At 66.8% G+C, this 21,180-nt stretch carries 19 protein-coding genes, 3 pseudogenes and 2 riboswitches; of the genes and pseudogenes, 9 read left to right on the top strand and 13 right to left on the bottom strand.

The window, feature by feature from the left end; all coding sequences use genetic code 11:
- Positions 1 to 13: 13 nt before the first annotated feature.
- From K309_RS0114195 to K309_RS0114185, 3 genes are read right to left on the bottom strand one after another with little or no spacing between them, the layout of a single operon-like run.
- Positions 14 to 538: a TlpA family protein disulfide reductase gene (locus tag K309_RS0114195; RefSeq protein ID WP_232232383.1), complete on the bottom strand. Its 525-nt coding sequence runs from the start codon at positions 536 to 538 to the stop codon at positions 14 to 16.
- A complete protein-coding gene (locus K309_RS0114190; RefSeq protein WP_232232382.1) occupies positions 535 to 1,788 on the bottom strand; it encodes a sialidase family protein in 1,254 nt (417 codons plus the stop codon). The genes K309_RS0114195 and K309_RS0114190 overlap by 4 nt, the downstream gene beginning before the upstream one ends.
- 5 nt (positions 1,789 to 1,793) lie before the next feature.
- Complete coding sequence (locus K309_RS0114185) at positions 1,794 to 4,079, bottom strand: TonB-dependent receptor (RefSeq protein ID WP_156914363.1); 2,286 nt, start codon at positions 4,077 to 4,079, stop codon at positions 1,794 to 1,796.
- A gap of 249 nt (positions 4,080 to 4,328) precedes the next feature.
- A riboswitch (glycine riboswitch) is annotated at positions 4,329 to 4,430 on the top strand.
- A riboswitch (glycine riboswitch) is annotated at positions 4,431 to 4,551 on the top strand. It abuts the riboswitch before it with no gap.
- Positions 4,552 to 4,605: 54 nt separating this feature from the next.
- On the opposite strand from K309_RS0114185, the pseudogene K309_RS43950 reads away from it, so the two are divergent.
- Together K309_RS43950 and K309_RS36555 are read left to right on the top strand one after the other, a co-directional pair.
- Positions 4,606 to 4,923: pseudogene (locus K309_RS43950) on the top strand (FAD-dependent oxidoreductase); the annotation flags it as partial.
- A complete protein-coding gene (locus K309_RS36555) occupies positions 4,806 to 5,870 on the top strand; it encodes a D-amino acid dehydrogenase (protein WP_369796424.1) in 1,065 nt (354 codons plus the stop codon). The pseudogene K309_RS43950 and the gene K309_RS36555, both read left to right, overlap by 118 nt.
- Before the next feature lie 141 nt (positions 5,871 to 6,011).
- On the opposite strand, the gene K309_RS0114175 is transcribed toward K309_RS36555, so the two are convergent.
- From K309_RS0114175 to K309_RS0114165, 3 genes are read right to left on the bottom strand one after another with little or no spacing between them, the layout of a single operon-like run.
- Positions 6,012 to 6,410 carry a Zn-ribbon domain-containing OB-fold protein gene (locus K309_RS0114175; RefSeq protein WP_029047038.1) on the bottom strand — a complete coding sequence of 133 codons (399 nt, stop codon included), beginning with the start codon at positions 6,408 to 6,410 and terminating at the stop codon, positions 6,012 to 6,014.
- 24 nt (positions 6,411 to 6,434) lie between these two features.
- Positions 6,435 to 7,601 carry a thiolase family protein gene (locus K309_RS0114170; RefSeq protein WP_029047037.1) on the bottom strand — a complete coding sequence of 389 codons (1,167 nt, stop codon included), beginning with the start codon at positions 7,599 to 7,601 and terminating at the stop codon, positions 6,435 to 6,437.
- 38 nt (positions 7,602 to 7,639) lie between these two features.
- On the bottom strand, positions 7,640 to 8,098 hold the full coding sequence (locus K309_RS0114165) for a MaoC family dehydratase (protein ID WP_029047036.1): 459 nt from the start codon (positions 8,096 to 8,098) through the stop codon (positions 7,640 to 7,642).
- A 271-nt stretch (positions 8,099 to 8,369) separates the two neighbouring features.
- Between K309_RS0114165 and K309_RS0114160 the strand changes: the two genes are divergently transcribed.
- Entirely contained in the window at positions 8,370 to 9,293 is a 924-nt protein-coding gene (locus tag K309_RS0114160; protein ID WP_029047035.1) for a LysR family transcriptional regulator, read from the top strand.
- Positions 9,294 to 9,304: 11 nt separating this feature from the next.
- Here K309_RS0114160 and K309_RS0114155 read toward each other — a convergent pair whose 3' ends face one another.
- Positions 9,305 to 9,823, bottom strand: coding sequence for an Lrp/AsnC family transcriptional regulator (locus K309_RS0114155; protein ID WP_029047034.1), 519 nt, complete (start codon positions 9,821 to 9,823; stop codon positions 9,305 to 9,307).
- 172 nt (positions 9,824 to 9,995) lie between these two features.
- Here K309_RS0114155 and mdeB point away from each other — a divergent pair.
- Positions 9,996 to 12,699: pseudogene (gene mdeB / locus K309_RS36550) on the top strand (alpha-ketoglutarate dehydrogenase).
- On the opposite strand, the gene K309_RS36545 reads toward mdeB, so the two are convergent.
- A complete protein-coding gene (locus tag K309_RS36545) occupies positions 12,657 to 13,103 on the bottom strand; it encodes a MerR family transcriptional regulator (protein ID WP_051320457.1) in 447 nt (148 codons plus the stop codon). The pseudogene mdeB and the gene K309_RS36545 sit on opposite strands and share 43 nt — an antisense overlap.
- A 127-nt stretch (positions 13,104 to 13,230) precedes the next feature.
- Here K309_RS36545 and K309_RS0114140 point away from each other — a divergent pair, with 127 nt between their 5' ends.
- From K309_RS0114140 to K309_RS0114120, 5 genes are all read left to right on the top strand, one after another.
- Positions 13,231 to 13,455 (top strand): DUF2188 domain-containing protein, encoded by a 225-nt coding sequence (locus K309_RS0114140; protein WP_029047033.1) that lies wholly within the window; start codon positions 13,231 to 13,233, stop codon positions 13,453 to 13,455.
- 171 nt (positions 13,456 to 13,626) lie between these two features.
- Positions 13,627 to 14,472, top strand: coding sequence for a TauD/TfdA dioxygenase family protein (locus K309_RS0114135; protein WP_029047032.1), 846 nt, complete (start codon positions 13,627 to 13,629; stop codon positions 14,470 to 14,472).
- 30 nt (positions 14,473 to 14,502) lie between these two features.
- Positions 14,503 to 15,561, top strand: a complete 1,059-nt coding sequence (locus K309_RS0114130) for a beta-keto acid cleavage family enzyme (RefSeq protein WP_029047031.1) — start codon at positions 14,503 to 14,505, stop codon at positions 15,559 to 15,561.
- A 65-nt stretch (positions 15,562 to 15,626) separates the two neighbouring features.
- Complete coding sequence (locus K309_RS0114125) at positions 15,627 to 16,643, top strand: tripartite tricarboxylate transporter substrate binding protein (RefSeq protein WP_035877509.1); 1,017 nt, start codon at positions 15,627 to 15,629, stop codon at positions 16,641 to 16,643.
- A gap of 13 nt (positions 16,644 to 16,656) precedes the next feature.
- Positions 16,657 to 17,628, top strand: coding sequence for a quinone oxidoreductase family protein (locus tag K309_RS0114120; RefSeq protein WP_029047029.1), 972 nt, complete (start codon positions 16,657 to 16,659; stop codon positions 17,626 to 17,628).
- On the opposite strand, the gene K309_RS36540 is transcribed toward K309_RS0114120, so the two are convergent.
- The 5 genes and pseudogenes from K309_RS36540 to K309_RS36530 all read right to left on the bottom strand — a co-directional run.
- Positions 17,615 to 18,673 carry an AraC family transcriptional regulator gene (locus tag K309_RS36540; protein WP_035877506.1) on the bottom strand — a complete coding sequence of 353 codons (1,059 nt, stop codon included), beginning with the start codon at positions 18,671 to 18,673 and terminating at the stop codon, positions 17,615 to 17,617. The two genes, K309_RS0114120 and K309_RS36540, sit on opposite strands and share 14 nt — an antisense overlap.
- A gap of 199 nt (positions 18,674 to 18,872) precedes the next feature.
- Positions 18,873 to 19,529, bottom strand: coding sequence for a DUF799 domain-containing protein (locus tag K309_RS0114110; RefSeq protein WP_029047028.1), 657 nt, complete (start codon positions 19,527 to 19,529; stop codon positions 18,873 to 18,875).
- Positions 19,526 to 19,945 carry a DUF4810 domain-containing protein gene (locus K309_RS36535; protein WP_156914362.1) on the bottom strand — a complete coding sequence of 140 codons (420 nt, stop codon included), beginning with the start codon at positions 19,943 to 19,945 and terminating at the stop codon, positions 19,526 to 19,528. The genes K309_RS0114110 and K309_RS36535 overlap by 4 nt, the downstream gene beginning before the upstream one ends.
- A 29-nt stretch (positions 19,946 to 19,974) precedes the next feature.
- Positions 19,975 to 20,652 carry a CsgG/HfaB family protein gene (locus tag K309_RS0114100; protein ID WP_051320456.1) on the bottom strand — a complete coding sequence of 226 codons (678 nt, stop codon included), beginning with the start codon at positions 20,650 to 20,652 and terminating at the stop codon, positions 19,975 to 19,977.
- Between the two features lie 143 nt (positions 20,653 to 20,795).
- A pseudogene (locus K309_RS36530) lies at positions 20,796 to 21,180 on the bottom strand (oxidoreductase); the annotation flags it as partial.

Raw genomic sequence — 21,180 nt, 5'->3', positions numbered from 1 at the left:
CTCGGCGACTGCCCTAGCCGCCGATGCCGGCCCAACGCAGGTGCTTGTCCCAGTCGGCGTCGCTGATCACGCCGGACACGCCCTGCCGCTGGCCGTCGGCGCGATAGAAATACGTGCGCGGCATCTCGCCCATCCAGTCGGGATCGACCGCATAGCGCAGCCGCTCCTGCGGCTCGTTGCCAGACATCCACGCATTGCGCGTCAGGTTGACGCGCTTGAGCACCTGCTGCACCTGCGGCAGCGCATCGGCCCGGTCCATGGCCAGCGTGACCACGCGCAGGCTGCGATGCCTTGCCTGCAGCTTGCCGATGGCTTCGAAATTGCGCTTGCAGTAGACGCAGTCGAGCGACCACACCACCAGCACGAAGGGCTTGCCTTGCTGGGTGGCGCTGAGTTGCGCGGCATTGGCGGATTCGAAGACCGATACGCGTTCGGCCGCGTGCGCCATGCCGGCGACGCCGAGCGCGATCGCGGCGCCCGCCAGCGCGGCGACGAGTTTGCGACGTAACGACATAGCCCCGGTCATACCCCCGGTCATGCGCCCTCCTGCGCCAGCGGGAAGACCTGGAAGCCTTCGGCCTCGGTGCGCCACAGCACGTAGGCGCGGCCGCCGTGCTGCAGCAGGTGCGGCTGGTCCGAATCGCGCGCGGTGCCGGCGACCTGCCGCGTCTGCCAGGTCTTGCCGCCGTCCTGCGACAGCATCGCCGACAGCCGCGTCTGCTGGCCGTCGAACGATTTCCACGCCACCACGATGTGCTTGTCGTCGAGCGCGACGATATCGGCATGCTGCGCGCGCGGGTCGTCCAGCGGACGCTGCGCCTGCAGCTTGCCGTCCCTGAAGCGGCCCACCGATACCGTGGGCTTGCCTGCCTTCACGTTGAACCAGACCATGTGCAGCGTGCCGTCCGGCGTCACCCCGGCGCCCGGCCCGTGGTGCGGGCAGGCGTCGATGCGCCAGTCGTCGAAGGTAGCGCGCTGCATCGGCGCGGGCGTGCCGTCGGCGCCGAGCAGTGCCACCGCGTGGTCGCGCGCGTTGGGCGGGAACACGTGGCGCCACAGCGCCAGCACCTTGCCGTCCGGCGTCGGCGCGAGCGCGATGCGGCAGCATTCGCACGACTGGTCGGCGATCTTGTAGTCCCCCTGGAAACTCTTGCCGTGATCGGCTGACACCGCGTAGTAGATCGCAGCGCCGGCATAGGGCTGCTTGCGCGCCTCGGCGGCGGTCACGTCGCGCTTGTCGATCCAGCTGACGAAGACGCGGCCGGCCGCGTCCACCGCGATCGCGTCGAAGCGGTGCGCGATCTGGTCGCGGTTGGCATGCACCGTCACCGGCGCGGCAAAGGTCTTGCCGCCGTCGGTGGAGCGCGCGAAGCGGATAAAGCCGGTATAGGGCCTGGCCAGTGGCTGGGTCCAGGTGATGTAGATCTCGCCGTCGCGCCCCGCCGCCACCTTTGGCCGGCTGTCGTGATCGGCCGCGACGGGCTCGGGCACGCGGTTGACGTGCCGCACCGGCCCGAAGCTGCGGCCCTGGTCGGTGGACTCGCGCACCGCCACATGCTGGCCGTCCTTGTAGGCAATCCACAAACGGCCATCGCGATCGAAGGCGGCGCCGGTGCCGAGTTCGCTCATCGCCTTCGGGGCCGGGCTCTGCGCACCGTGGCCGGCAGGGCTGCTATGCCCGCTGTGAGACTGCGCCATCGCGGCGAACGCCGTGCAGGCGATCACGCCCGCGGCAAGGATTCGGAAGCTGCGGCGCGCGCGCTGCATGGTCAGGGTATGGCTGGTCACTGCACTCAGAAGGAAAGCTTGGCCTCGGCGTAGAACGTCCGGCCCGGGTATGGGTGGTAGACGAAGTAACGCTGGTCGGTCAGGTTGTCGATGCCAAGCCCGAGGCGCACGTTCCTGGCGGGCTTGTAGGTCACCTTGACGTCGAAGGTCAGGAAACTGCTGGTGCCGCCGAAGGTGTCGGGATTGACGTCGCTGTTGTCGAGCGTATTGTACTGCCGCCCCGAATAGGTCATCGCCAGCGTGCCGGCCCATGCCGGCGTGAAGCGGTAGGTGCCAACGAAGTTCGCGCGCCACTGGGGGATGCGATAGAAATACTTGCCCACCGAGGCCGGGTTGTTGGCGTTCTCCAGCGTCTTGGAGTGGTTGTACGCGCCGCTGGCGGACAGGTCGAAGCCGCTCACCAGCACGTCGCGCCCGTCGTAGGCCAGCTCGATGCCGCGCGTGCGCACGCGGTCGACGTTCTGGAAACTGGTGACGGTGGGGAACACCGTGGTGTTGGTCTGGCTGACCAGCGCATCGCGGATGTCGTCTTCATACACCGAGACGCGGAAGTACGAACGGTCGACCGTGCGCTCGAAGGTCAGGTCCTTCGAGAACGAGCGTTCCGGCTTCAGGTTGGGATCGTTGTTGATCAGCGAGGTGCCGGTGATGCGGCCCTGGAACAGCTCGGCGACGGTCGGATAGCGATAGGCCTGGCCGAGCGACAGCCGGCCCAGCCAGTCCTGCCCGATGGCCTTTTCCAGCGCCAGCTTGGGCGACCAGTTGGACTCGCTGCGCACCGGGTAGGCGACATCCACGCCCGGCTGGCTGCGGCTGCCGTCATAGGCGCGCCAGTGCTCCCAGCGCACGCCCGGGATCAGCTTCCAGTCATCGGCGAAGTACCACGCGTCCTGCGCATACAGCGCCTGCGTCTCGGTCTTGCCGGCAAAGGCGTTGTTGAACGCGGAGATGGTGGCGGCCTGCCAGTCCGAAGTGTTGTAAGTGGTGTTGCTGAGCCGGTAGTTGTCGTAGTGGTAGCCGAAGGTGACCCAGTGGCCGCCCTTGAGCTGCTGCGGGCGATAGTCGGCCTTCAGGTCAAGCGTGCGCCAGCCGGTGCCGTCGCCATAGGTCACCGTGCCCGGGCCATTGCCCGCGGTGCTGGCGGTGCGGCCGATGTCCTTGCTGACATCGAACAGCGATGCCACGCCGGAGAAGTTCCAGCCGGTCTCGTTGCGCGTGCGCAGCGACAGGCCGTAGAGCCAGCGCGCGTCTTCGCCATTGCTGGGCGCGAATGCGTTGGCAGGGATCACGTAGCGGAAGCCGCCGATATTGACCGGGCCGCTCGACACTCCATTGCCGTTGGCATCGCGCAGGTAGCTGCCGGTGGCGCTGGAACGGTCCTGCTGCCAGTAGGCGGCGGTGAACTGCGCCTGCAGCGTGTTGGTGATGTCGTAGGCGAGCTTGACCTTGAGCTGGTCCTGCACGGTGTGCGTGACGCCCTCGCTGTTGACGCCCATCACGGTGCGATCGGCGCCGGTCTGGTCCTGGTCGAAGTAGGCGCCGGTCACGGGCTTGTCGGCCGAGGTCGCACGCACGCTGGAGCGCGCCGCGGTGTAGAAGCTCAGCGGCTGGCTCTTGCTGTCCTGCCGGTCCACGCTGACCAGCCACGAGAACGGCCCGACGCGGTCGCCCACGTAGGCGTTGGCGTGCACGCCGTTGAAATTGTCGTGCGTGCCGTACAGGTTGAAGCGCTGCGTGAACAGCTGCACACTGGCATCGCCCTCGAACTTCTCCGGCGTGCGCGTGCTGATCAGCACGGTCGCCCCCAGCGAATTGCCGGGATACAGCGCCGAATACGGGCCATACAGCACGTCGACGCGCTCGATCTCGGCGGCATTGACCAGCGACCAGCGCGGCGGGAAGGTGAAATCGGAGCCCAGCAGGTTGGACAGCAACAGGCCGTCGGCATAGACCAGCCCGCGTGCCGACTGCCGCGAGCTGGTGCTGCGCACCGAGATGATCGAGTTCATATCGCCGATGAAGCGCTTGCGCACGGCGAGGTTGGGCGCGTACTTGAGCGCGTCTTCGGTGTTGACCACGTTGAAGTCCGCCATGCGCGCGGCGCTGATGCCGTGGGCGGGCGATGGCGTATTGGGCGGCGTGGCGGGCGTTTCGCCGCGCTCGCTCTTGGCCGAGACCACGACTTCCTGCAGGGGCTGCGGCGCGGCGACGGGTCCATCCGCCTGCGCGCCGGCAATGCCGGGGCCCATCAGCGCGGCCGAAGCGGCCAGCGCGATCCGGTTTCTTCTCACTGGAATGCCTTTTCTGTTCTTCTGGCTCGCCCGTCTGGTGCGCCGTATCCGGCTCGTGGCGCACTTCCTCCGCGTAGCGAGTGCTGACATTCTAGGTGCCGGGACGGTTTGACGCAGTGCGACATAGCGCCGCGCCGGTGCGGAAACAAGGCGGCCGACCCAGGCGAGTGCCTGAAGCTCCATCCACGTTTACCCGCATATCCACACGGGGGCTTTATCTCTAGATTTGCCCGGATTGGCTCACACGCCAACGTGATGCTGGGAGAGACTGGTCCGGCGGCAGCCGCCGCGGACAGCGCCGAAGGAGCAACCGCCCCGGAAACTCTCAGGCAGAAGGACCGGTATCACGCGTCACAGCACTCTGAAGAATGCCGCCATCGTCAGCCGGCATACCGAAGGAGCAAGCGGCCCTCGCCCCCCGTACAAGCGGCGATTGTCGTGAATCTCTCAGGTCAGGAACAGAGGGGGCGTCCGCTACGCATGTCGCGTGCGGGCTCCAACTCCGACGTTTCTGGACTGCCAGATCATGAAGACAATCGCCGTCATCGGCGGTGGCATCACCGGTGTCACCACTGCCTACGCGCTCGCCCGGCGCGGATTCTCCGTCACCCTGTTCGAGCGCCACCGCTACGCCGCGATGGAAACCTCGTTCGCCAATGGCGGGCAGCTTTCCGCCTCCAACGCCGAGGTCTGGACGCACTGGTCCACCATCCTCAAGGGCCTGAAGTGGATGCTGCGCAGCGATGCGCCGCTGCTGGTCAACCCGCGCCCGAGCTGGCACAAGCTGAGCTGGTTCGCCGAGTTCATCGCCTCGATCCCGCACTACCGCCGCAACACCATCGAAACGGCGCGCCTGCCATCGCGGCGCGCGAGCACCTGTTCGCGTGGGCCGCGCAGGAAGGCATCGACTTCGACCACAAGCGCGAAGGCATCCTGCATATCTACCGCGACAAGGCCGGCTTCGAGCACGCGGGCCGCGTCTCGGCCCTGCTGGCACAGGGCGGGCTGGAGCGCCGCGCGGTCACGCCGGCGGAAATGCGCGCGATCGAGCCGACGCTGGCCGGCACGTACTACGGCGGCTATTTCACCGAAAGCGATTCGACCGGCGACATCCACAAGTTCACCAGCGGCCTGGCCGCCGCCATCGAGCGCATGGGCGTGCGCTGCCGCTACGGCGAGGACGTGCGCAATGTCACCACCGATGGCCACAGCGCCAGCGTCACCGTGCAGGAAGGCGCGCACAGCACCACCTCGACCTTCGACGGCGCGGTGATCTGCGCCGGCACCGCCAGCCGCGCGCTGGCCGCCGGGCTGGGCGACCGTGTCAACATCTATCCGGTCAAAGGCTATTCCATCACCGTCAACCTGAACGACGCCGCCAGCCGCGCCGCTGCGCCGACCGTCAGCCTGCTCGACGACGAAACCAAGCTGGTCACCAGCCGCCTCGGCGACGACCGCTTCCGTGTGGCCGGCACCGCTGAGTTCAACGGCTTCAACCGCGACATCCGCGCCGACCGCATCCGGCCGCTGGTGGAATGGGTGCAGCAGTGCTTCCCCGGCGTCAGCACGCGCAGCGTGGTGCCGTGGGCGGGGCTGCGTCCGATGCTGCCCGACATGCTGCCGCGCGTTGGCCGCGGGCGGGCGCGCTGCATCTTCTACAACACCGGGCATGGACACCTGGGCTGGACGCTGTCCGCGGTGACGGCGGATATGGTGGCCGGGGTGGTGGCGCAGGCGCTGGAAGCGCAGAAGGTGGCGGTGCCAGGTGGGATGGCGCTAGGGAGGGCCTGAGCGGCTGGCTGCAAATGCAGGGTGACGACAGCGGGATTTCAAACCAGAACTACCGCCCCTTGTGAACGCTCCCCTCTCCCGCGAAGTGGGAGAGGGGAGCAAACCAGCGGCGCACGTTGCATGCGTCGTCTGGCATCACCTTCAAGCCGGCGCAAACACCGGCACCGGCGCCCCGTCCACGCTGGGCGCGAACTTGACCTTCACCTTCTGCCCGATGCGCACCTCATCGAGATCGCAATCGACGATGTGGGTCATCATGGTCACGCCCTCGTCCAGCTTCACGTAGGCGATGCAGTATGCCTGCGGGCCAGCCTTGCGCGTGACGCTGTACGAGTAGATGGTGCCGCGGCCGCTGGCGGTCTTCCAGACCGTATCGCCCATGCAGAACGGGCACAGCGTGCGCGGATACCAGTGCGTCTTGCCGCATGACTGGCAGTGCTTGACCAGCAGCCGGCCTTCGCGCGCGGCCTGCCAGAATTCGATGTTGTCGGGCTGTTCGTCCGGGGCCTTGTAGGCCATGGGAGTGTGTGGGGTCGTCATGTCAGTTGCTCCGGCGATCGTTCATCATTCACGCTCGAGGATCAGGGTGGCGCTGCCGTGGCGCGAGCCCAGGTAGCCGCCAGTGCCTTGCGCCAGCGCCAGGTCGCAGTTCTTCACCTGCACCGCCGGATGCGCCTCGCCGCGCAGCTGGCGCACGGCCTCGATCACCTTGGTGATGCCGCCGCGGTTGGCCGGGTGGTTGTTGCACAGGCCGCCGCCATCGGTATTGAACGGCAGCTTGCCGACGCCCGAGATCAGGTTGCCGTCGGCCACGAACTTGCCGCCTTCGCCCTTCTTGCAGAAGCCCAGGTCTTCCAGCTGCATCAGCACTGTGATGGTGAAGCTGTCGTAGATCGAGGCGTACTTGATATCGGCCGGGGTCACGCCCGCTTCCGCGAACGCGGCCGCGCCCGAGAACTTCGCGCCCGACCAGCTCAGGTCGACTTCGCCGCCCAGCTGGCCCTTGACGTACTCGCCGGCACCCACGATCTTCACCTTCGGACGCTTGAGCGTGGCCGCGATCTCGGGACGCGCCACGATCAGCGCGCCGCCGCCGTCGGACACCACGCAGCAGTCGAGCTTGTGCAGCGGGTCGGCGATCAAGGGCGAGTTCAGCACCTCTTCCACCGTGACCACGTTGCGCAGCATCGCATGCGGGTTGTGCTGCGCGTGGTGCGACGCGGCCACCTTGACCCATGCCAGCTGCTCGGGCGTGGTGCCGTACTCGTACATATGGCGCATGGCCACCATCGCGTACAGGTTGACGGTGACGGGATTGAACGGCGCCTCGAACGGCGCGTCCGGCAGGTTGGCGCCCCAGTTGCGCGCCTGCGTGCCGGTCGAGCCTTCCGAGCGCGGCCGGCCCGCCAGCGTGATCAGCGCCACGTTGCACTTGCCGGCGGCAATGGCCTGCGCGGCGTGCGAGACATGCACCAGGTAGGCGGAGCCGCCGGTGTCGGTGGAGTCCACATGGCGCACCTTCAGGCCCAGGTAGTCGATCATGTTGGTGGCGCCCAGCCCCGGCGCATCGCCGGCGCAGAAATAGCCGTCGACGTCCGCCAGGGTCAGGCCGGCGTCGGCCAGCGCGCCGCGCGCGGATTCCGCGTGCAGCTGCGCCACCGACTTGTCCGGCGCCTTGCGGGTCGGGTGCTCGTAGGCCCCGACGATATATGCCTTGCCTTTGATGCTCATGGGAGTCTCGTCCTGCTTGGGATGGATATTGGGTAAGTTCAGAAACGCATCAGCACCAGCCAGGTCGCCACCATGGCCGGCCGCTCGCTGCCCTCGACCTGCATCTCGACTTTCCAGTGACAGCGCACTTCGCCGGGGCGGACATCGTCGAGCTGCTGCAGCGTGAACGCGCCGCGCACGCGCGCGCCGGCCGGCACCGGGCCGGTAAAGCGCAGCCGGTCGAAGCCATAGTTCAGCGCCAGCTTGCGGCCCGGGAAGGCAAAGCACTGCCCGAACGCCGCCGACACCATCGACAGGATCAGGAAGGCGTGCGCGACCGTGCAGCCGTATGGCGAATCCGCCGCGGCGCGCTCGGGGTCCACGTAGATCCACTGCCGGTCATGGGTCAGCTCGGCAAAGGTATCGATGGCGGACTGCCCGATGGGGAAATACTCGCTCACCGCGGCCGGCGCGGCGCAAAGCGCGCGCAGGTCGTCGAGCGATGCAATGCTGTGCATGAGGCTCCTGTCGGTCCAGGTCTCGCCGGGCGCGATCGGCGCTATTGGCGCGATCGGTCCAGGCGGTCGGCTGTGTCCATTACGTTCCTTGGTACTGAATCCTGATGCTGTACCGCAGCTTGCGGTCGAGTGTAGCGACGGCACCGAAGCAGCGTCCAATATCGTTTCCCGCTCGATTGATAAGCAGCGTTTATCGGCCCACCTGGTGCGCGCGGTTGCCCGGGGGACGCCCCGCGCACTAAGATGTGGCTCCCGCATCCCCACTGACCCCATGGAACTGCGCCGCATCCGGCACTTCGTCGTGCTGGCCGAGACCCTCAATTTCCGCCGCGCGGCAGAACGCCTGCATATCGCCCAGCCCGCGCTGACGGTCTCGATCCAGAAGCTCGAGTCCGAGCTGGACGCCACCCTGTTCGTGCGCGAGCCGCGCGGCGTCACGCTGACCGAGACCGGCCGCGCCGCGCTGGCCGAGGCCCGGCGCATCCTGTTCCATGCCGGCCAGTTCAGCGAGCTGGTGCAATCGGCCAGCAGCGGCATGGCCGGCACCTTGCGAGTGGGTTTTGTCGGCACCACGACCTCGCACCTGCTGCCTCGGCTGGTGACGCGCTTCCGCAATGAATATCCCGGTGTCGAACTGGTGCTGCGCGAAGCGACCTCGACCCGCATCATGCAATGGCTGGAAGACGAGGCGCTGGACGTGGGCCTGGTGCGCACGCCCCTGCTGACGCCGGGCAATACCGCGCTGGCGCTGCTGGAGCGCGACCGCTTTGTCGCTGCCCTGCCGCGCAGCCATCCGCTGGCGGGCAAGCCGTCGCTGACGCTGGCCGATCTGGCGCAGGAGCGCTTTGTCATGTACGAGCAAAGCGAAGCCTCTGGCCTGCGCAGCGCCGCGCTGTCGGCATGCCAGACGGCCGGCTTCCAGCCGCGCGTCACGCAGGAGGCCACGCAGGTGCAGACCGTGCTGGCGCTGGTGGAGAGCGGGCTGGGCGTGGCGCTGGTGCCGTCGATCATGCAGCGCTTCGCCAACGACCGCATGGTGATCCGCGACCTGGCGGGCTATCCGGACAGTGCCGGTATCGGCCTGGCGCTCACCTGGCTGCCGGCGCACGACAGCCCGGTGGTGCGGCATTTCCGCGAAGTGGCGTTGTCGGAATTCGCGGTGGATGGCGGCAACGAGGAGCGTGGCGCGCCCTAGCCTGCGCAAGGCTATTCGCCCTCTTCTTCCGCCACGCTCAGGGTCAGTCCTGCCGCGGGCAGCGGCAGGGCCGTGCGGTATCGCACCTGCTTCAGCGCGAAGCTCGACCGGATATTGGACACCCCCGGGATCTTGGTCAGCTGCTCCAGGATAAAGCGCTCCAGGCTCTGCATGCTGGGCACGACCACGCGCAGCAGGTAGTCCGCATCGCCCGTCATCAGGTAGCACTCCATCACTTCCGGACGCTTGTCGATCGCCGCCTCGAAACGGCGCAGCGCGTCTTCCACCTGCTTTTCCAGGCTGACCTGGATAAACACATTGATGCGCAGGCCCAGCGCCTCGGCATTGAGCAATGTGACCTGCTGCTTGATCAGTCCCATTTTCTCCAGCGCCTTGACGCGGTTGAAGCAAGGCGTCGGCGACAGGTTCACGGCGCGCGCCAGCTCGGCATTGGTGATGCGGGCGTTCTGCTGCAGCTGGTTGAGGATGGCGATATCGATGCGATCGAGCCTGAGCGAGGTTTCGTTCATGATGTAACAATTCCGGATTCTGGCGTTTATTGAGAATTTTTATACTGCAATAGGTGGTTCAGGCAAGGCAATTCAGACACATTCTCCGCGACTCCAGGCGTAACCTTGTTGGCATCGGCGGGCTTTGGCGGGCGCGCCGCCACAGACAAGCAATACGGACAGGAGCGGTGCCATGACTAACCTGGCAAACGGTGTGCAATCGATGCTCGCGCTGCCTTCGGCCAGCGAAGACAGCGATCCCCAGGAAACGCGCGAATGGCTGGACGCGCTCGAAGGCGTGCTGGCGCACGCCGGCAGCACGCGCGCCAGCTTCCTGCTGCGGCGCCTGGCCTCGCATGCCGCGGCGCAGGGCCTGCCGCCGCCCGGCGCCGGCCCGAGCGCCTATGTGAATACGATTCCCGTGCAGGCGCAGCCGCCCTACCCCGGCGACCTCGAGATTGAGGCCCGGCTGGGCGCCGCGCTGCGCTGGAATGCGCTGGCCATGGTGGTGCGCGCCAACCGCGCCTATGGCGAACTGGGCGGGCATATCGCCAGCTATGCCTCGGCGGCCGACCTGTTCGAAGTCGGATTCAACCACTTCTTCCGCGCCGACAGCAGCGCAGAACAGGGCGGAGACCTCGTCTATTTCCAGCCGCACTCCGCGCCCGGCGTCTATGCCCGCGCCTACCTGGAAGGCTTCCTCGACGAAACCCACCTGCAGCACTACCGGCGCGAGATCGCCGGACCGGGACTGTGCTCCTACCCGCATCCCTGGCTGATGCCGGACTTCTGGCAGTTCCCGACCGGCTCGATGGGCATCGGCCCCATCAATTCGATCTACCAGGCGCGCTTCATGCGCTACCTGCAGAACCGCGGGCTGCAGCCGGCGTCGTCGCGCAAGGTCTGGGGCTTCTTCGGCGATGGCGAGATGGACGAGCCCGAATCGATCGGCGCCTTGTCGCTGGCCGCACGCGAGCAGCTCGACAACCTGGTGTTCGTCATCAACTGCAACCTGCAGCGGCTCGACGGCCCGGTGCGCGGCAACGGCCGCATCGTCGATGAACTCGAAGCGCTGTTTGCCGGCGCCGGCTGGAACGTGATCAAGGTGCTGTGGGGCTCGGACTGGGACGAGCTGTTCGCGCGCGACCGCTCCGGCGCGCTGGTGCGGGCCTTCGCGCAGACCGTCGACGGCCAGTTCCAGACCTTCTCCGCCAACGACGGCGCCTACAACCGCGAGCACTTCTTCCAGCAGAACCCCGAGCTCGCCGCCCTCGCCGCGCACCTGAGCAACGACGACATCGACCGCCTGCGCCGCGGCGGCCACGACCTGCGCAAGCTGCACGCCGCCTACGCGCGCGCCATGGACCACCGCGGCCAACCGACCGTAATCCTGGCCAAGACCATGAAGGGCTTCGGCATGGGCACGGTGGGCCAGGGCCGCATGACCACGCACCAGCAGAAGAAGCTGGAACTGGAAGACCTGAAGGCGTTCCGCGACCGCTTCCAGCTGCCGCTGTCGGACGACGACGTCGCCAACCTGCGCTTCTACAAACCCGCCGACGACAGCCCGGAGATGCGCTACCTGCACGCACGCCGGGCCGCGCTTGGCGGCTACCTGCCGCGGCGCCGGCAGGCCGCGACCACCGCGCTCACGGTGCCGCCGTCCGGCCAGTGGGCCAGCTTCGCGCTGGCCGCGGACGGCAAGGAGATGTCGACCACCATGGCCGTGGTGCGCATGCTCGGCAGCCTGCTCAAGGACCCCGCGCTGGGACCGCGCATCGTGCCGGTGGTCGCTGACGAGGCGCGCACCTTCGGCATGGCCAACCTGTTCCGGCAGGTCGGCATCTATTCGCCGCTGGGCCAGCGCTATGAGCCGGAAGACCTGGGTTCGATGCTGTACTACCGCGAATCCACCGGCGGGCAGATCCTGGAAGAAGGCATCTCGGAAGCCGGCGCGATCTCGTCATGGATCGCCGCGGCCACCGCGTACAGCGTGCACGACCTGCCGATGCTGCCGTTCTACATCTACTACTCGATGTTCGGCTTCCAGCGCATCGGCGACCTGATCTGGGCCGCGGCCGACCAGCGCCCGCGGCTTCCTGATCGGCGCCACCTCGGGCAAGACCACGCTCGGCGGCGAGGGGCTGCAGCACCAGGACGGCACCAGCCACCTGGCCGCGTCGACCATCCCCAACTGCCGCGCGTGGGATCCCGCCTTTGCCTATGAAGTGGCGGTGATCGTGGAGCATGGCATGCGCGAGATGGGCGAGCAGCAGCGCGACGTCTTCTACTACGTCACCGTCGGCAACGAGAACTATGCGCAGCCGTCGATGCCGCAGCCGGCCGAGGCCGCGCGCGACGGCATCCTGAAGGGCATGTATTCGCTCATGCCGCACCGGCGCGATGCCAGCCAGGTCAACCTGCTCGGCGCGGGCGCCATCCTGCCCGAGGTGATCGCCGCCGCGCGCCTGCTCGAAGACGACTGGGGCGTGGTGGCGCAGGTGTGGAGCGTCACCAGCTTTACCGAACTGCAGCGCGACGCGATCGCCGTGGAACGCAGCAACCGCTTGAACGACGAACATGCCCGCTCGTATGTCGAGACGGTGCTGGACGGATCGGACGGCCCGGTGATCGCCGCCACCGACTATGTGCGCGCGGTGCCGGAGCTGATCCGCGCGTGCGTGCCGGGGCGCTACGTGACGCTGGGCACCGATGGCTTTGGCCGCAGCGACACGCGCCAGGCCTTGCGCGCGTTCTTCGAGGTAGACCGGTATTCCGTCGTGGTCGCGGCGCTGCGGGCGCTGGCCGATGACGGCAAGCTTTCGCCCGATGTGGTGCGCGCGGCGCGGGAACGCTATGGCAAGTCGGCCGGCAAGGCCGCGGCATGGCAGGCCTGATCTGAATCGATGTTCGCAGCCAGCGTGTCGATCAAGGGGCAATACTCCTCGTTGCCGTTGGCGTGGCATTGACCGATCAGGTTCTTCAGTTCCGCGCGCATCCGCCGCAGGTTCCGCAGCCTTTCCTCCACCAGGCCGAGCTTGCGCTCGGCCAGTGCGCGAGCCGTGCTGCACTGGCCGTGGTTCTGCTGCAGCAGTACCCGGACTTCATCCAGCGTGAACCCGAGTGATTGGGCCTGGCGGATGAAATGCAGCCGCTGCAGGCTCTGTTGCGAATACTGGCGAATGGCGCCATGGGCGCGCTCGGGCACCGGCAGCAGCCCGCACCGATGGTAGTAGCGTACTGTCTCCACGCCAACACCGGCCGCCCTGGCCAGCTTCCCGATCGTCAGTGTGTGCTCCATCGCTTGACTCCGTACCCCGGTACGGTCCTAGGCTACGCGAAAGCTGCACTTAGGTGAAGGAGGGTTGCATTTCGACCGCAAAACGACAGCGGCCGCCATATGTAGCGGTAACTCTAGAAAGGTCATTATGCAATCGCGAATCATTCGTGTTCTGCCCGCAGAACTCGGTTGGGCACTGGAGTTCACCGGGCTCGATATCAAGCCCCAGAGGTTTCCGACCATGGAAGCGGCAATCGCGGCCGGCTGGGATGTGGCCAGGCGGCAGAACGCCGAATTGCACATCCATCGTCATGACGGGAATGTGCACTTGCGCAGTGCGTGCGACGGCAAGCAACAGGATTCGCAGCGGTGATGCCACGTGACGGCAGCCTGCCACAAGCGAGTCGAGGCCCGCTCCCACTTGTCCCAAATTAACAAACGAATGTCCCAGTAAAGCAAGCGAGCGCGCTTCGATCGCCCGATACTCCATCTCCAAGCAGGCCATGACCTGTACGCAGATCCACCAACTGCTGGAGACATCGAAATGGAGATCAGGCAGATCACCCCGGCCATTGGCGCCGAAATCACAGGCGTCCATCTCGGCGACGCGGCGCGTGATCCGGCGCTCTTCGCCGACATCAAGGCAGCGCTGCTCAGGCACCGCGTGCTCTTCTTCCGCAAGCAGGACATCACGCGTGCCGAGCACGTCGCGTTCGCCAGCGCCTTCGGCAAGCTGGAAGACCATCCCGTGGCCGGCAGCGACCCGGATCATCCGGGCCTGGTGCGCGTCTACCGCAGCGACAACCCGCACAGCTACGAGAACAACTACCACTGCGATGGCCTGTGGCGCCCCAACCCCGCCATGGGCGCGGTGCTGCGCTGCATCGAATGCCCCGAGATCGGCGGCGACACCATCTGGGTCAACATGGTGAAGGCCTACGAGGAACTGCCGGACGACATCAAGGTGAAGATCGACGGGCTGCGTGCCCGCGCCAGCATCGAGCAGAGCTTCGGCGCGGTCATGACGCCCGAGGCGCGCGCGAAGCTCGCGCAGGACCATCCGCCGGCGGAGCATCCGGTCGTGCGCACGCATCCGGAAACCGGCGAAAAGGTGCTGTTCGTCGGTGCCGGCTTCTCGACCTACTTCACCAACTACAGCACGCCGGCCAACGTGCGGCACGGCATCGACAAGGCGCCCGGCGCCGCACTGCTGCTCAACTACCTGATCAGCCGCGCCACCATTCCCGAATACCAGGTGCGCTGGTCCTGGCAGCAGGGCGACATCGCTGTCTGGGACAACCGCTGCACGCAGCACTACGCGCTCAACGACTACTGGCCCGCCCCGCGCAAGATGGAGCGCGCGGCCATCGTCGGCGACACCCCCTACTGAACCGACTGCCTTCCGACCCGGAGACTCCCCATGTACTTCCTCGATGGCCACCTCTTTCCCGAAAACCAGCAGCCGCTGATCATCACGGCCGCACCGTATGCCCCCGGCTGGCTGCCTTCCGATTTCCCCGAAGACATTCCGGTCACCATGGAGGCGCAGATCCAGAAGGCGGTGGACTGCTACAACGCCGGCGCCACCGTGCTGCACCTGCATGTGCGCGAACTGGACGGCAAGGGCTCCAAGCGCCTGTCCAAGTTCAACGAACTGATTTCGGGCGTGCGTGCCGCGGTGCCCGACATGATCATCCAGGTGGGCGGCTCGATCTCCTTCGCGCCCGAGGACGAGGGACAGGCCGCCAAATGGCTGTCGGACGACACCCGCCACATGCTGGCCGACCTGGATCCCACGCCGGACCAGGTCACGGTGACGGTCAATACCTCGCAGATGAACGTTACCGACCACGCGGAAGACGCTGACTTCCGCGGCACCTCGCGCGAAGACATGGCGCTCTTCGACGCCTACAAGAACATGACGGTGCCGGCCAATCCCGGCTGGGTGGAAGAGCACGTGCGCCGGCTGACCGCCGCCGGCATCCAGAGCGAATTCCAGTGCTACAACATCAATAGCCTGGAGTCGGTGGAGCGGCTGATGCGACGCGGCTTCTACAAGGGCCCGCTGAACCTCAACTGGGTGGCGATCGGCGGCGGCATGGACACGCCCAGCGTCTACAGCCTGGCCAACTTCATGCGCGCCGTCCCGGACGGCGCGGTGGTGACGGTCGAGAGCAATGTGCGCAACGTACTGCCGGTCAATACCATGGGCATTGCCATGGGCCTGCACGTGCGCTGCGGCACCGAGGACGTGCTGTGGAACCCGCGGCGCACGGCGAAGCAGGGCACCGTGGAGCAGATCGAGCAGCTGGTGCGCATCTCCCGCGAACTCGGCCGTGACATCGCCACCGCCAAAGAGGCACGCGAGATCTGCAGGATCGGCGTGTTCTACGACACGGTGGAAGAATCGCTGCAGGCCAACGGCTTCGCCCCCAACCGCAACGGCGGCACCCAGGGCTTCCTGCGCAAGACCCAGTAAGGCGCACTCCCCCGCTGACACGGCCCGCCAACAGGGCCGAGGGACATAAGACAAGGAGACAAGCAATGAAACGCTCCCCCCAGATCCGCCCCCCCCAGATCCGGCGCCGCGCGGTGGTGCTCGCGCTTGCCCTCGGCGCGCTGCTGCCGGCCGCCCGGGCGGTGCACGCCGCCCCGGCTACCGAGTGGCCGGCCAAGCCGGTGCGGATACTCGTCGGCGCGCCACCGGGCGGCACCGCGGACATCCTCGCACGGCTCTTTGCCCATGAGCTGCAACGGCCGCTCGGGCAGCCGGTGGTCGTCGACTACAAGGCCGGCGCGGCAGGAACGATTGCCGTGCAGAGCATGCTGTCCGCGCCGCGCGACGGCTATACCTTGCTGCTGATCCAGAAGGGCATCGCCTCGGAGGTGCCGCAAGCCATCAAGGTGTCCTACGACCCGTTCAAGGACATCGTCCCGCTGGTGCAGCTCACGCGCCAGGGCCTGGTCCTGGTCGGCAATCCCGGCCTTCCCGCGCAAAACCTCGCCGAGTTGGTCAAGTACGTCAAGGCCAACCCCGGCAAGATCGATATCGCGAACTTCGGCATCGGCCTGCGCGGCCACACCATCGGCGTCCAGTTCAACCGCCTGGCGGGGCTCGATACCGGCGCGGTGAGCTACAGAGGCTCTCCGCCTGCCTTGCAGGACATCATGGGCGGCCAGGTTTCGTTGATGTTCGACGGGCCGGCGACGTCCATGCCGTTCATCAAGGCCGGCAAGCTGCGAGCCTTCGCGGTGGCCTTCCCGCAGCGGCTCGCCGCGCTGCCCAACGTTCCCACGTTTGCGGAACTGGGCTATCCGGACCTCAGCGAGGTGGGCTGGATGGGGTTGTGGGCGGCGCCCGGCCTGCCGCCGGCCGTGGTAAGCAAGCTGCGCGAGGCGACGCTCGCCGCCATGCAATCGCCCACGCTGCGGCGCAAGATCGAAGAGCTGGGCATGGAGGTCGGCACGCCGGCCACGCCGGACGAGCTTGCCAGGGACGTGCGCGAGTCGTACGACCGCCAGGGCAAGGTGCTGCGTTCGATTCAGTTCAAGCCGGAATGACACAGGAGACAGCATGAAGGCGGTACGAGTACTACCGGGCGCGGAGGGTGGCCAGCTGGCCGTGCAGGAGATCCCGACCCCGCGGCCCGGCCCCGGCGAGGTGCTGGTGCGGGTACGCGCATCGGGCATCAACTATGGCGAGCTCAAGTACATGCGGGAACACCGGACCGGTGAGCCGATGACGGCCGGCGTGGAGTTTGCCGGCGAGGTCGCCAGCGTCGGCGAGCAGGTCAGCGGCTGGCGCGAAGGCGACCGGGTGATGGGCCACGGGCGCGGCTGTCACGCTCAGTATGTCGTCGCCGCGCCGCTGGCGCTGATGCCGGTGCCACCCGGGGTATCGTGGGCCGATGCGGCCGCGTTCCCCAATGTGTTCATCACCGCCCATGACGCGCTGGTCAGCAACGGCGAGCTCAAGGCCGGCGAGACGGTGTTCATCAACGGCGCCTCGGGCGGGGTCGGCATGGCCGCGGTGATGACCGCCGCTGCGCTCGGCGCGAGGGTGATTGCTTCCTCGCGCTCGGCGTCCAAGCTGGAGCGCCTGGCAGGCTATGGCGTCGATGTCGGCGTCAACGCGTCGTGCGAATCGCAGGTCGAGGCCATCATGGCAGCCACCGACGGGCGTGGTGTGGACGTCATCATCGATACCATCGGCGGCACGGTCTTCGAAGACCACATCAAGAGCCTGGCAGTCAAGGGCCGCCTGGTCAACCTGGCGCGGCTGGGCGGCGCCAGTACTGCCCAGGTCGATCTCAACCTGCTGTGGCATAACCGGCTGAAGCTGATCGGCGCCACCTTCCGCACGCGCACCGAGGCCGAACGCCTCGAATGCGTGCAGGCCTGCGCGCGCGACCTGATGCCCTTCTTCCGCGAAGGCAAGCTGCGCCTGCCGATCGACCGCACCTTCCCCATGGATGCGATCGGCGAGGCCTATGCCTACATCGAACGCGGCCAGCATATGGGCAAGATCGTGCTTATTGCCGACTGACGGCCGGTCCCGTGCGCCGGCGGCCCGTTGTTGCCTGATCGGCCGCCTGCAAACGCCATTGCGTGACGCTGCAGCCAAAGCTGGCGCGGAACCAATGACTGAAACTGCTCTGGTTCGAGAATCCCAGCAGCCCCGCGATCTCGCCGAGCGGCAGGTCGCTCTCCTGCAGGTGCCGCCTGACCAGCTCGGAACGGACTTCGTCGAGCAAGGCCGAGAAGGTCAGCCCGTCGACGATGAGATGGCGATGCAGCGTGCGACGGTCCACGCGAAGATGCCGCGCCACCTGCTGGGCGGTACAACGCCCGCCGGGCAGCAGCGCCATGATCAGCTCGCGGCACGCCTCGCGCATGCCTTCGCCGCGCTGGCGCAGCGATGCCTCAAGGTAATCCCGTGCCAACTGGATGGCCCCGGAATGGTCGGGCGTGCGCGGCGTGTCCAGGTCGGCCGCCGCGCAGACCAGGCCATTGAATGGCTGGTTGAACATCGGGTTGCGGCCGAAGAATGCACGGTGCGCCGCGATATCCGCCGGCGGCCGGTGTGTAAAGCAAACCTGCTGCGGCCGCCACTGCGGCCCGATCAGCTCGCGCAGGATCCGGAACATCATGGCCACGCTCAACTCCATCGCCTGCCGCGTTGCCGCGCCCGGCCCCGGCAGCAGGTCTTCACGGATGACCACGGTCTGGCCGATCTCTTCGATGCGCATGACCAGCGAGGTGCTGATCAGCTTCAGGTAGCGGCACAGGGCATCGAGCGCGTGCCTCGGCGAAGGCTCCTCCTTCAGCACCAGGCTGATCGGCCCCAGGTTGGAAAACGTGCGGCGCGCCGCCAGCCGCAGCGCAAAATCCTCCGTGCCCGTGGCGCTGGCGGTGAGTTCGAGCAGCTCGCGCAGTGCCCGGCTGGGAATCAGCGCCTGCGGGTCCCTGAGCAGCCGCGCGGACAGCCCCGCCTTGCGCAGCAAGGCGCCGGGATCATGCCCGAGCGACTCCGTCAGCTCGATGTAGCCGCTCAGGCTGGCGCTGCGGACAAGTCTTCCGACGTTTTGCATGGCGAGGCCCGGCGTGCGCGGGGACTGCGCCGGGATGTTCGTGAGAGGCAGTGGGGTGCTGCGGGACGGGGTCTCGCACACAGGTGCGTGCAGTATGCCTCAAACGAAGGCTTGGGCTCGGCGCGTGGGGAGCGTAAGCGCGATCAGGACAGATAGCATGGTCGGACCGGCACATGGCACCGGTCCGATTCGCCTGGGCTCAGTCAGACTGGTACTTGGGCGAGCGCGGCCCGTAGAGGATGCCGGCAGGCTGGCCGGCCGACAACAGCTGGTAGCTCGCGGTGCCCGCCACGCTGTAGCTCGCATCGAACGTGTGGTTCATGACCTGCGTCACCGCCGCATTGATGAGCATGCCGATCAGCCCGCCGCCACTGCTGGAACTGTCGGTGGCCGACACGGCCGTACCACTCCACAGGACATCGCCCGTCTTGAGGTCAACCAGCCTGGCGTTGGCAGCCACGCGGGTCACGCTGCTGATGACCTGGTATTTCGAACCATATTCGGTCACGGTCACGTACAGCGCGGCATCGGCCCCGAAGATTTCGCGCAGCTTGGCCACCGGCACGGCATGGATGTCGCCCGGCACGTTCAGGCCGTTCTGCCTGAACGTCTCTTCAACCAGTGCGACCGGCAACACATAGTAGCCCGATTCCGCCAGCGGGACCGTCGCTTGCGACAGCATGGCATAGGTGGCCTTGACGTCCGGCGACTCGTTCAGCGGCGGCAGCACCACGATCGAGCGGGGACGGCTGGCCTTGAACGCGGCGTAGTCCACCTGCTTGTTCTGCACCGCGCAACCGGCGAACAGCAGCACGGCACCCAGGCTGGCGATATAGGTAAGAAGCCGGCGCATCATTTGGTGCTCCCTGCCGCGGGCGCGGCCTTGCTGGCGTCCGCCTTGATTTCAGTGCGGCTGTCGCTCTTGACATTCCGCAACAGGAAATCCATGTACGGCGTGGCCTCGGGGAAAAGGGTTTTCTCGGTCTGGAACTCGCTGACCATCTGGTCCGGCTTGCCGAGGTTGAGATACAGCATGCCAAGCTGGGCATGGTAGCCCGGCGGCACGGCGCCGCCCTTGGCCTGGATCTTCTGCAAACCCGCTTCCAGCGCGGTCACCTGCGCCTCCCTGGACTCGCCCTTGAAGTACTCATAGACCTGGGCCTGGTACCCCTCCCACTGATACATGGGCTGTGGACCCGCGCAGCCGGCGAGCAAAATACTGCCGGCGGCTGACAACAACGCTGCCCTGCGCAACAGGACCGTTTGCATCATCATTATTCTCGTTTTGGTGAAGGACTGGATTACTTCTGACCCGGGTTCCACGCCCCGCTCTCGATGGCGGCCACAAGGTGGTTGATCGCCTCGCGCATGGCCAGGTCCATGACCTTGCCGTTCAGCGTCGAGTCATAGCTGGCCCTGCCTCCAAAGCCGATCACTTCGCGGTTCGACAGCGTGTATTCACCCGCTCCCTGGGTCGAATAAACCACTTCCGAGGTCGAGATGTTGATGATGTTCAGGTTGACCTTGGCATAGGCCACCTGGGACTTGCCCCGGCCAAGGATGCCGAAGAGCTGTACGTCGCCGACTTCCTTGCGGCCAAACTCGGTGATGTCGCCGGTGACGACAAAGTCAGCGCCCTTCAGACGCTGCGCCTGGTTCTTGATCGTTGCCTCGCGCCTGATCTCGTCGAGGTTTTCACGCTCGAGCACGTTGAAGCGGTTGGTCTGCTGCAGGTGGGTGACCAGGCTGGTCTTGGCCTGGCCGCTCAGGCGATCGATGCCGTCCGAGAACACGCCACGCATGTAGTTCGAGCGGTTGTCGAACTTGCCCACCGCGATGGGCGTGCGCACGCCGTTGTAGGGACGGCTGGCGCTTTCCACTTTCTGGACCGGCAGCGCGGTCGATGATTCGGTGGCGCAACCGGCCAGGCCAAGCGCGGCAGCGATGGCGAGCAGGCAGCATGTCTTGGTTTGTTTCACTGATTTCTCCTGGTTTGCAGTGGGGACGCGGCGGCTATTATGGCGCGGCGGCGCCCGGGACGCGACTGGCATTGCAACCGGCGGCGTCATTCCAGGTGGGACCAGGAGGAAGGTGGCATCCGACTAGCTGCAGCGACCGGCTGCAAATCGGCCCAGCCCGCGGCGATCGCTTCGCGCGCGCGTTCCGCGGTGTACTTGCCCGCATAGATCAGCACGCCGGGGAATGCTTCGCGCAGCTTGCGCTTGAATGCCGCCGGCATCAGCCGCGCATCGTCCCAGTCCGCTTCCGCGATGTGGAGGTAGCCGACGCCGAGTTCGCCCAGCAGCCTGGCCGCGGCAAGGTATGTCGTCTCCGGATCGTCATCGACGCAGCCGTTCAGCGTGGTCAGCGGCGCGAGGCGGATGCCGACGCGCGACGCGTCGCCCGTGCCTTCGATCAGCGCCTGCGCGACTTCGCCGAGGAAACGCAAGCGGTTCTCCAGCGACCCGCCGTAGGCGTCCGTGCGCGTGTTGGCGTTCGAGTCGATG

The organism is Cupriavidus phytohabitans (assembly GCF_000426345.1).
Taxonomy (GTDB): Bacteria; Pseudomonadota; Gammaproteobacteria; order Burkholderiales; family Burkholderiaceae; genus Cupriavidus.
Note: the sequence above shows the minus strand (reverse complement) of the source record. Positions and strands in the feature narration are given on the sequence as shown.

Bases quoted from the DNA above. Each gene is read 5' to 3' on its own strand.
- K309_RS36545 (WP_051320457.1), bottom strand. From the start codon at position 13,103: ATGGAGCACACACTGACGATCGGGAAGCTGGCCAGGGCGGCCGGTGTT.
- K309_RS0114175 (WP_029047038.1), bottom strand. From the start codon at position 6,410: ATGACGACCCCACACACTCCCATGGCCTACAAGGCCCCGGACGAACAG.
- K309_RS0114170 (WP_029047037.1), bottom strand. From the start codon at position 7,601: ATGAGCATCAAAGGCAAGGCATATATCGTCGGGGCCTACGAGCACCCG.
- K309_RS0114195 (WP_232232383.1), bottom strand. From the start codon at position 538: ATGACCGGGGGTATGACCGGGGCTATGTCGTTACGTCGCAAACTCGTC.
- K309_RS0114135 (WP_029047032.1), top strand. From the start codon at position 13,627: ATGGAGATCAGGCAGATCACCCCGGCCATTGGCGCCGAAATCACAGGC.
- K309_RS0114165 (WP_029047036.1), bottom strand. From the start codon at position 8,098: ATGCACAGCATTGCATCGCTCGACGACCTGCGCGCGCTTTGCGCCGCG.
- K309_RS0114120 (WP_029047029.1), top strand. From the start codon at position 16,657: ATGAAGGCGGTACGAGTACTACCGGGCGCGGAGGGTGGCCAGCTGGCC.
- K309_RS0114160 (WP_029047035.1), top strand. From the start codon at position 8,370: ATGGAACTGCGCCGCATCCGGCACTTCGTCGTGCTGGCCGAGACCCTC.
- K309_RS0114130 (WP_029047031.1), top strand. From the start codon at position 14,503: ATGTACTTCCTCGATGGCCACCTCTTTCCCGAAAACCAGCAGCCGCTG.
- K309_RS0114140 (WP_029047033.1), top strand. From the start codon at position 13,231: ATGCAATCGCGAATCATTCGTGTTCTGCCCGCAGAACTCGGTTGGGCA.
- K309_RS0114110 (WP_029047028.1), bottom strand. From the start codon at position 19,529: ATGATGCGCCGGCTTCTTACCTATATCGCCAGCCTGGGTGCCGTGCTG.
- K309_RS0114125 (WP_035877509.1), top strand. From the start codon at position 15,627: ATGAAACGCTCCCCCCAGATCCGCCCCCCCCAGATCCGGCGCCGCGCG.
- K309_RS36535 (WP_156914362.1), bottom strand. From the start codon at position 19,945: ATGATGCAAACGGTCCTGTTGCGCAGGGCAGCGTTGTTGTCAGCCGCC.
- K309_RS0114155 (WP_029047034.1), bottom strand. From the start codon at position 9,823: ATGAACGAAACCTCGCTCAGGCTCGATCGCATCGATATCGCCATCCTC.
- K309_RS36540 (WP_035877506.1), bottom strand. From the start codon at position 18,673: ATGCAAAACGTCGGAAGACTTGTCCGCAGCGCCAGCCTGAGCGGCTAC.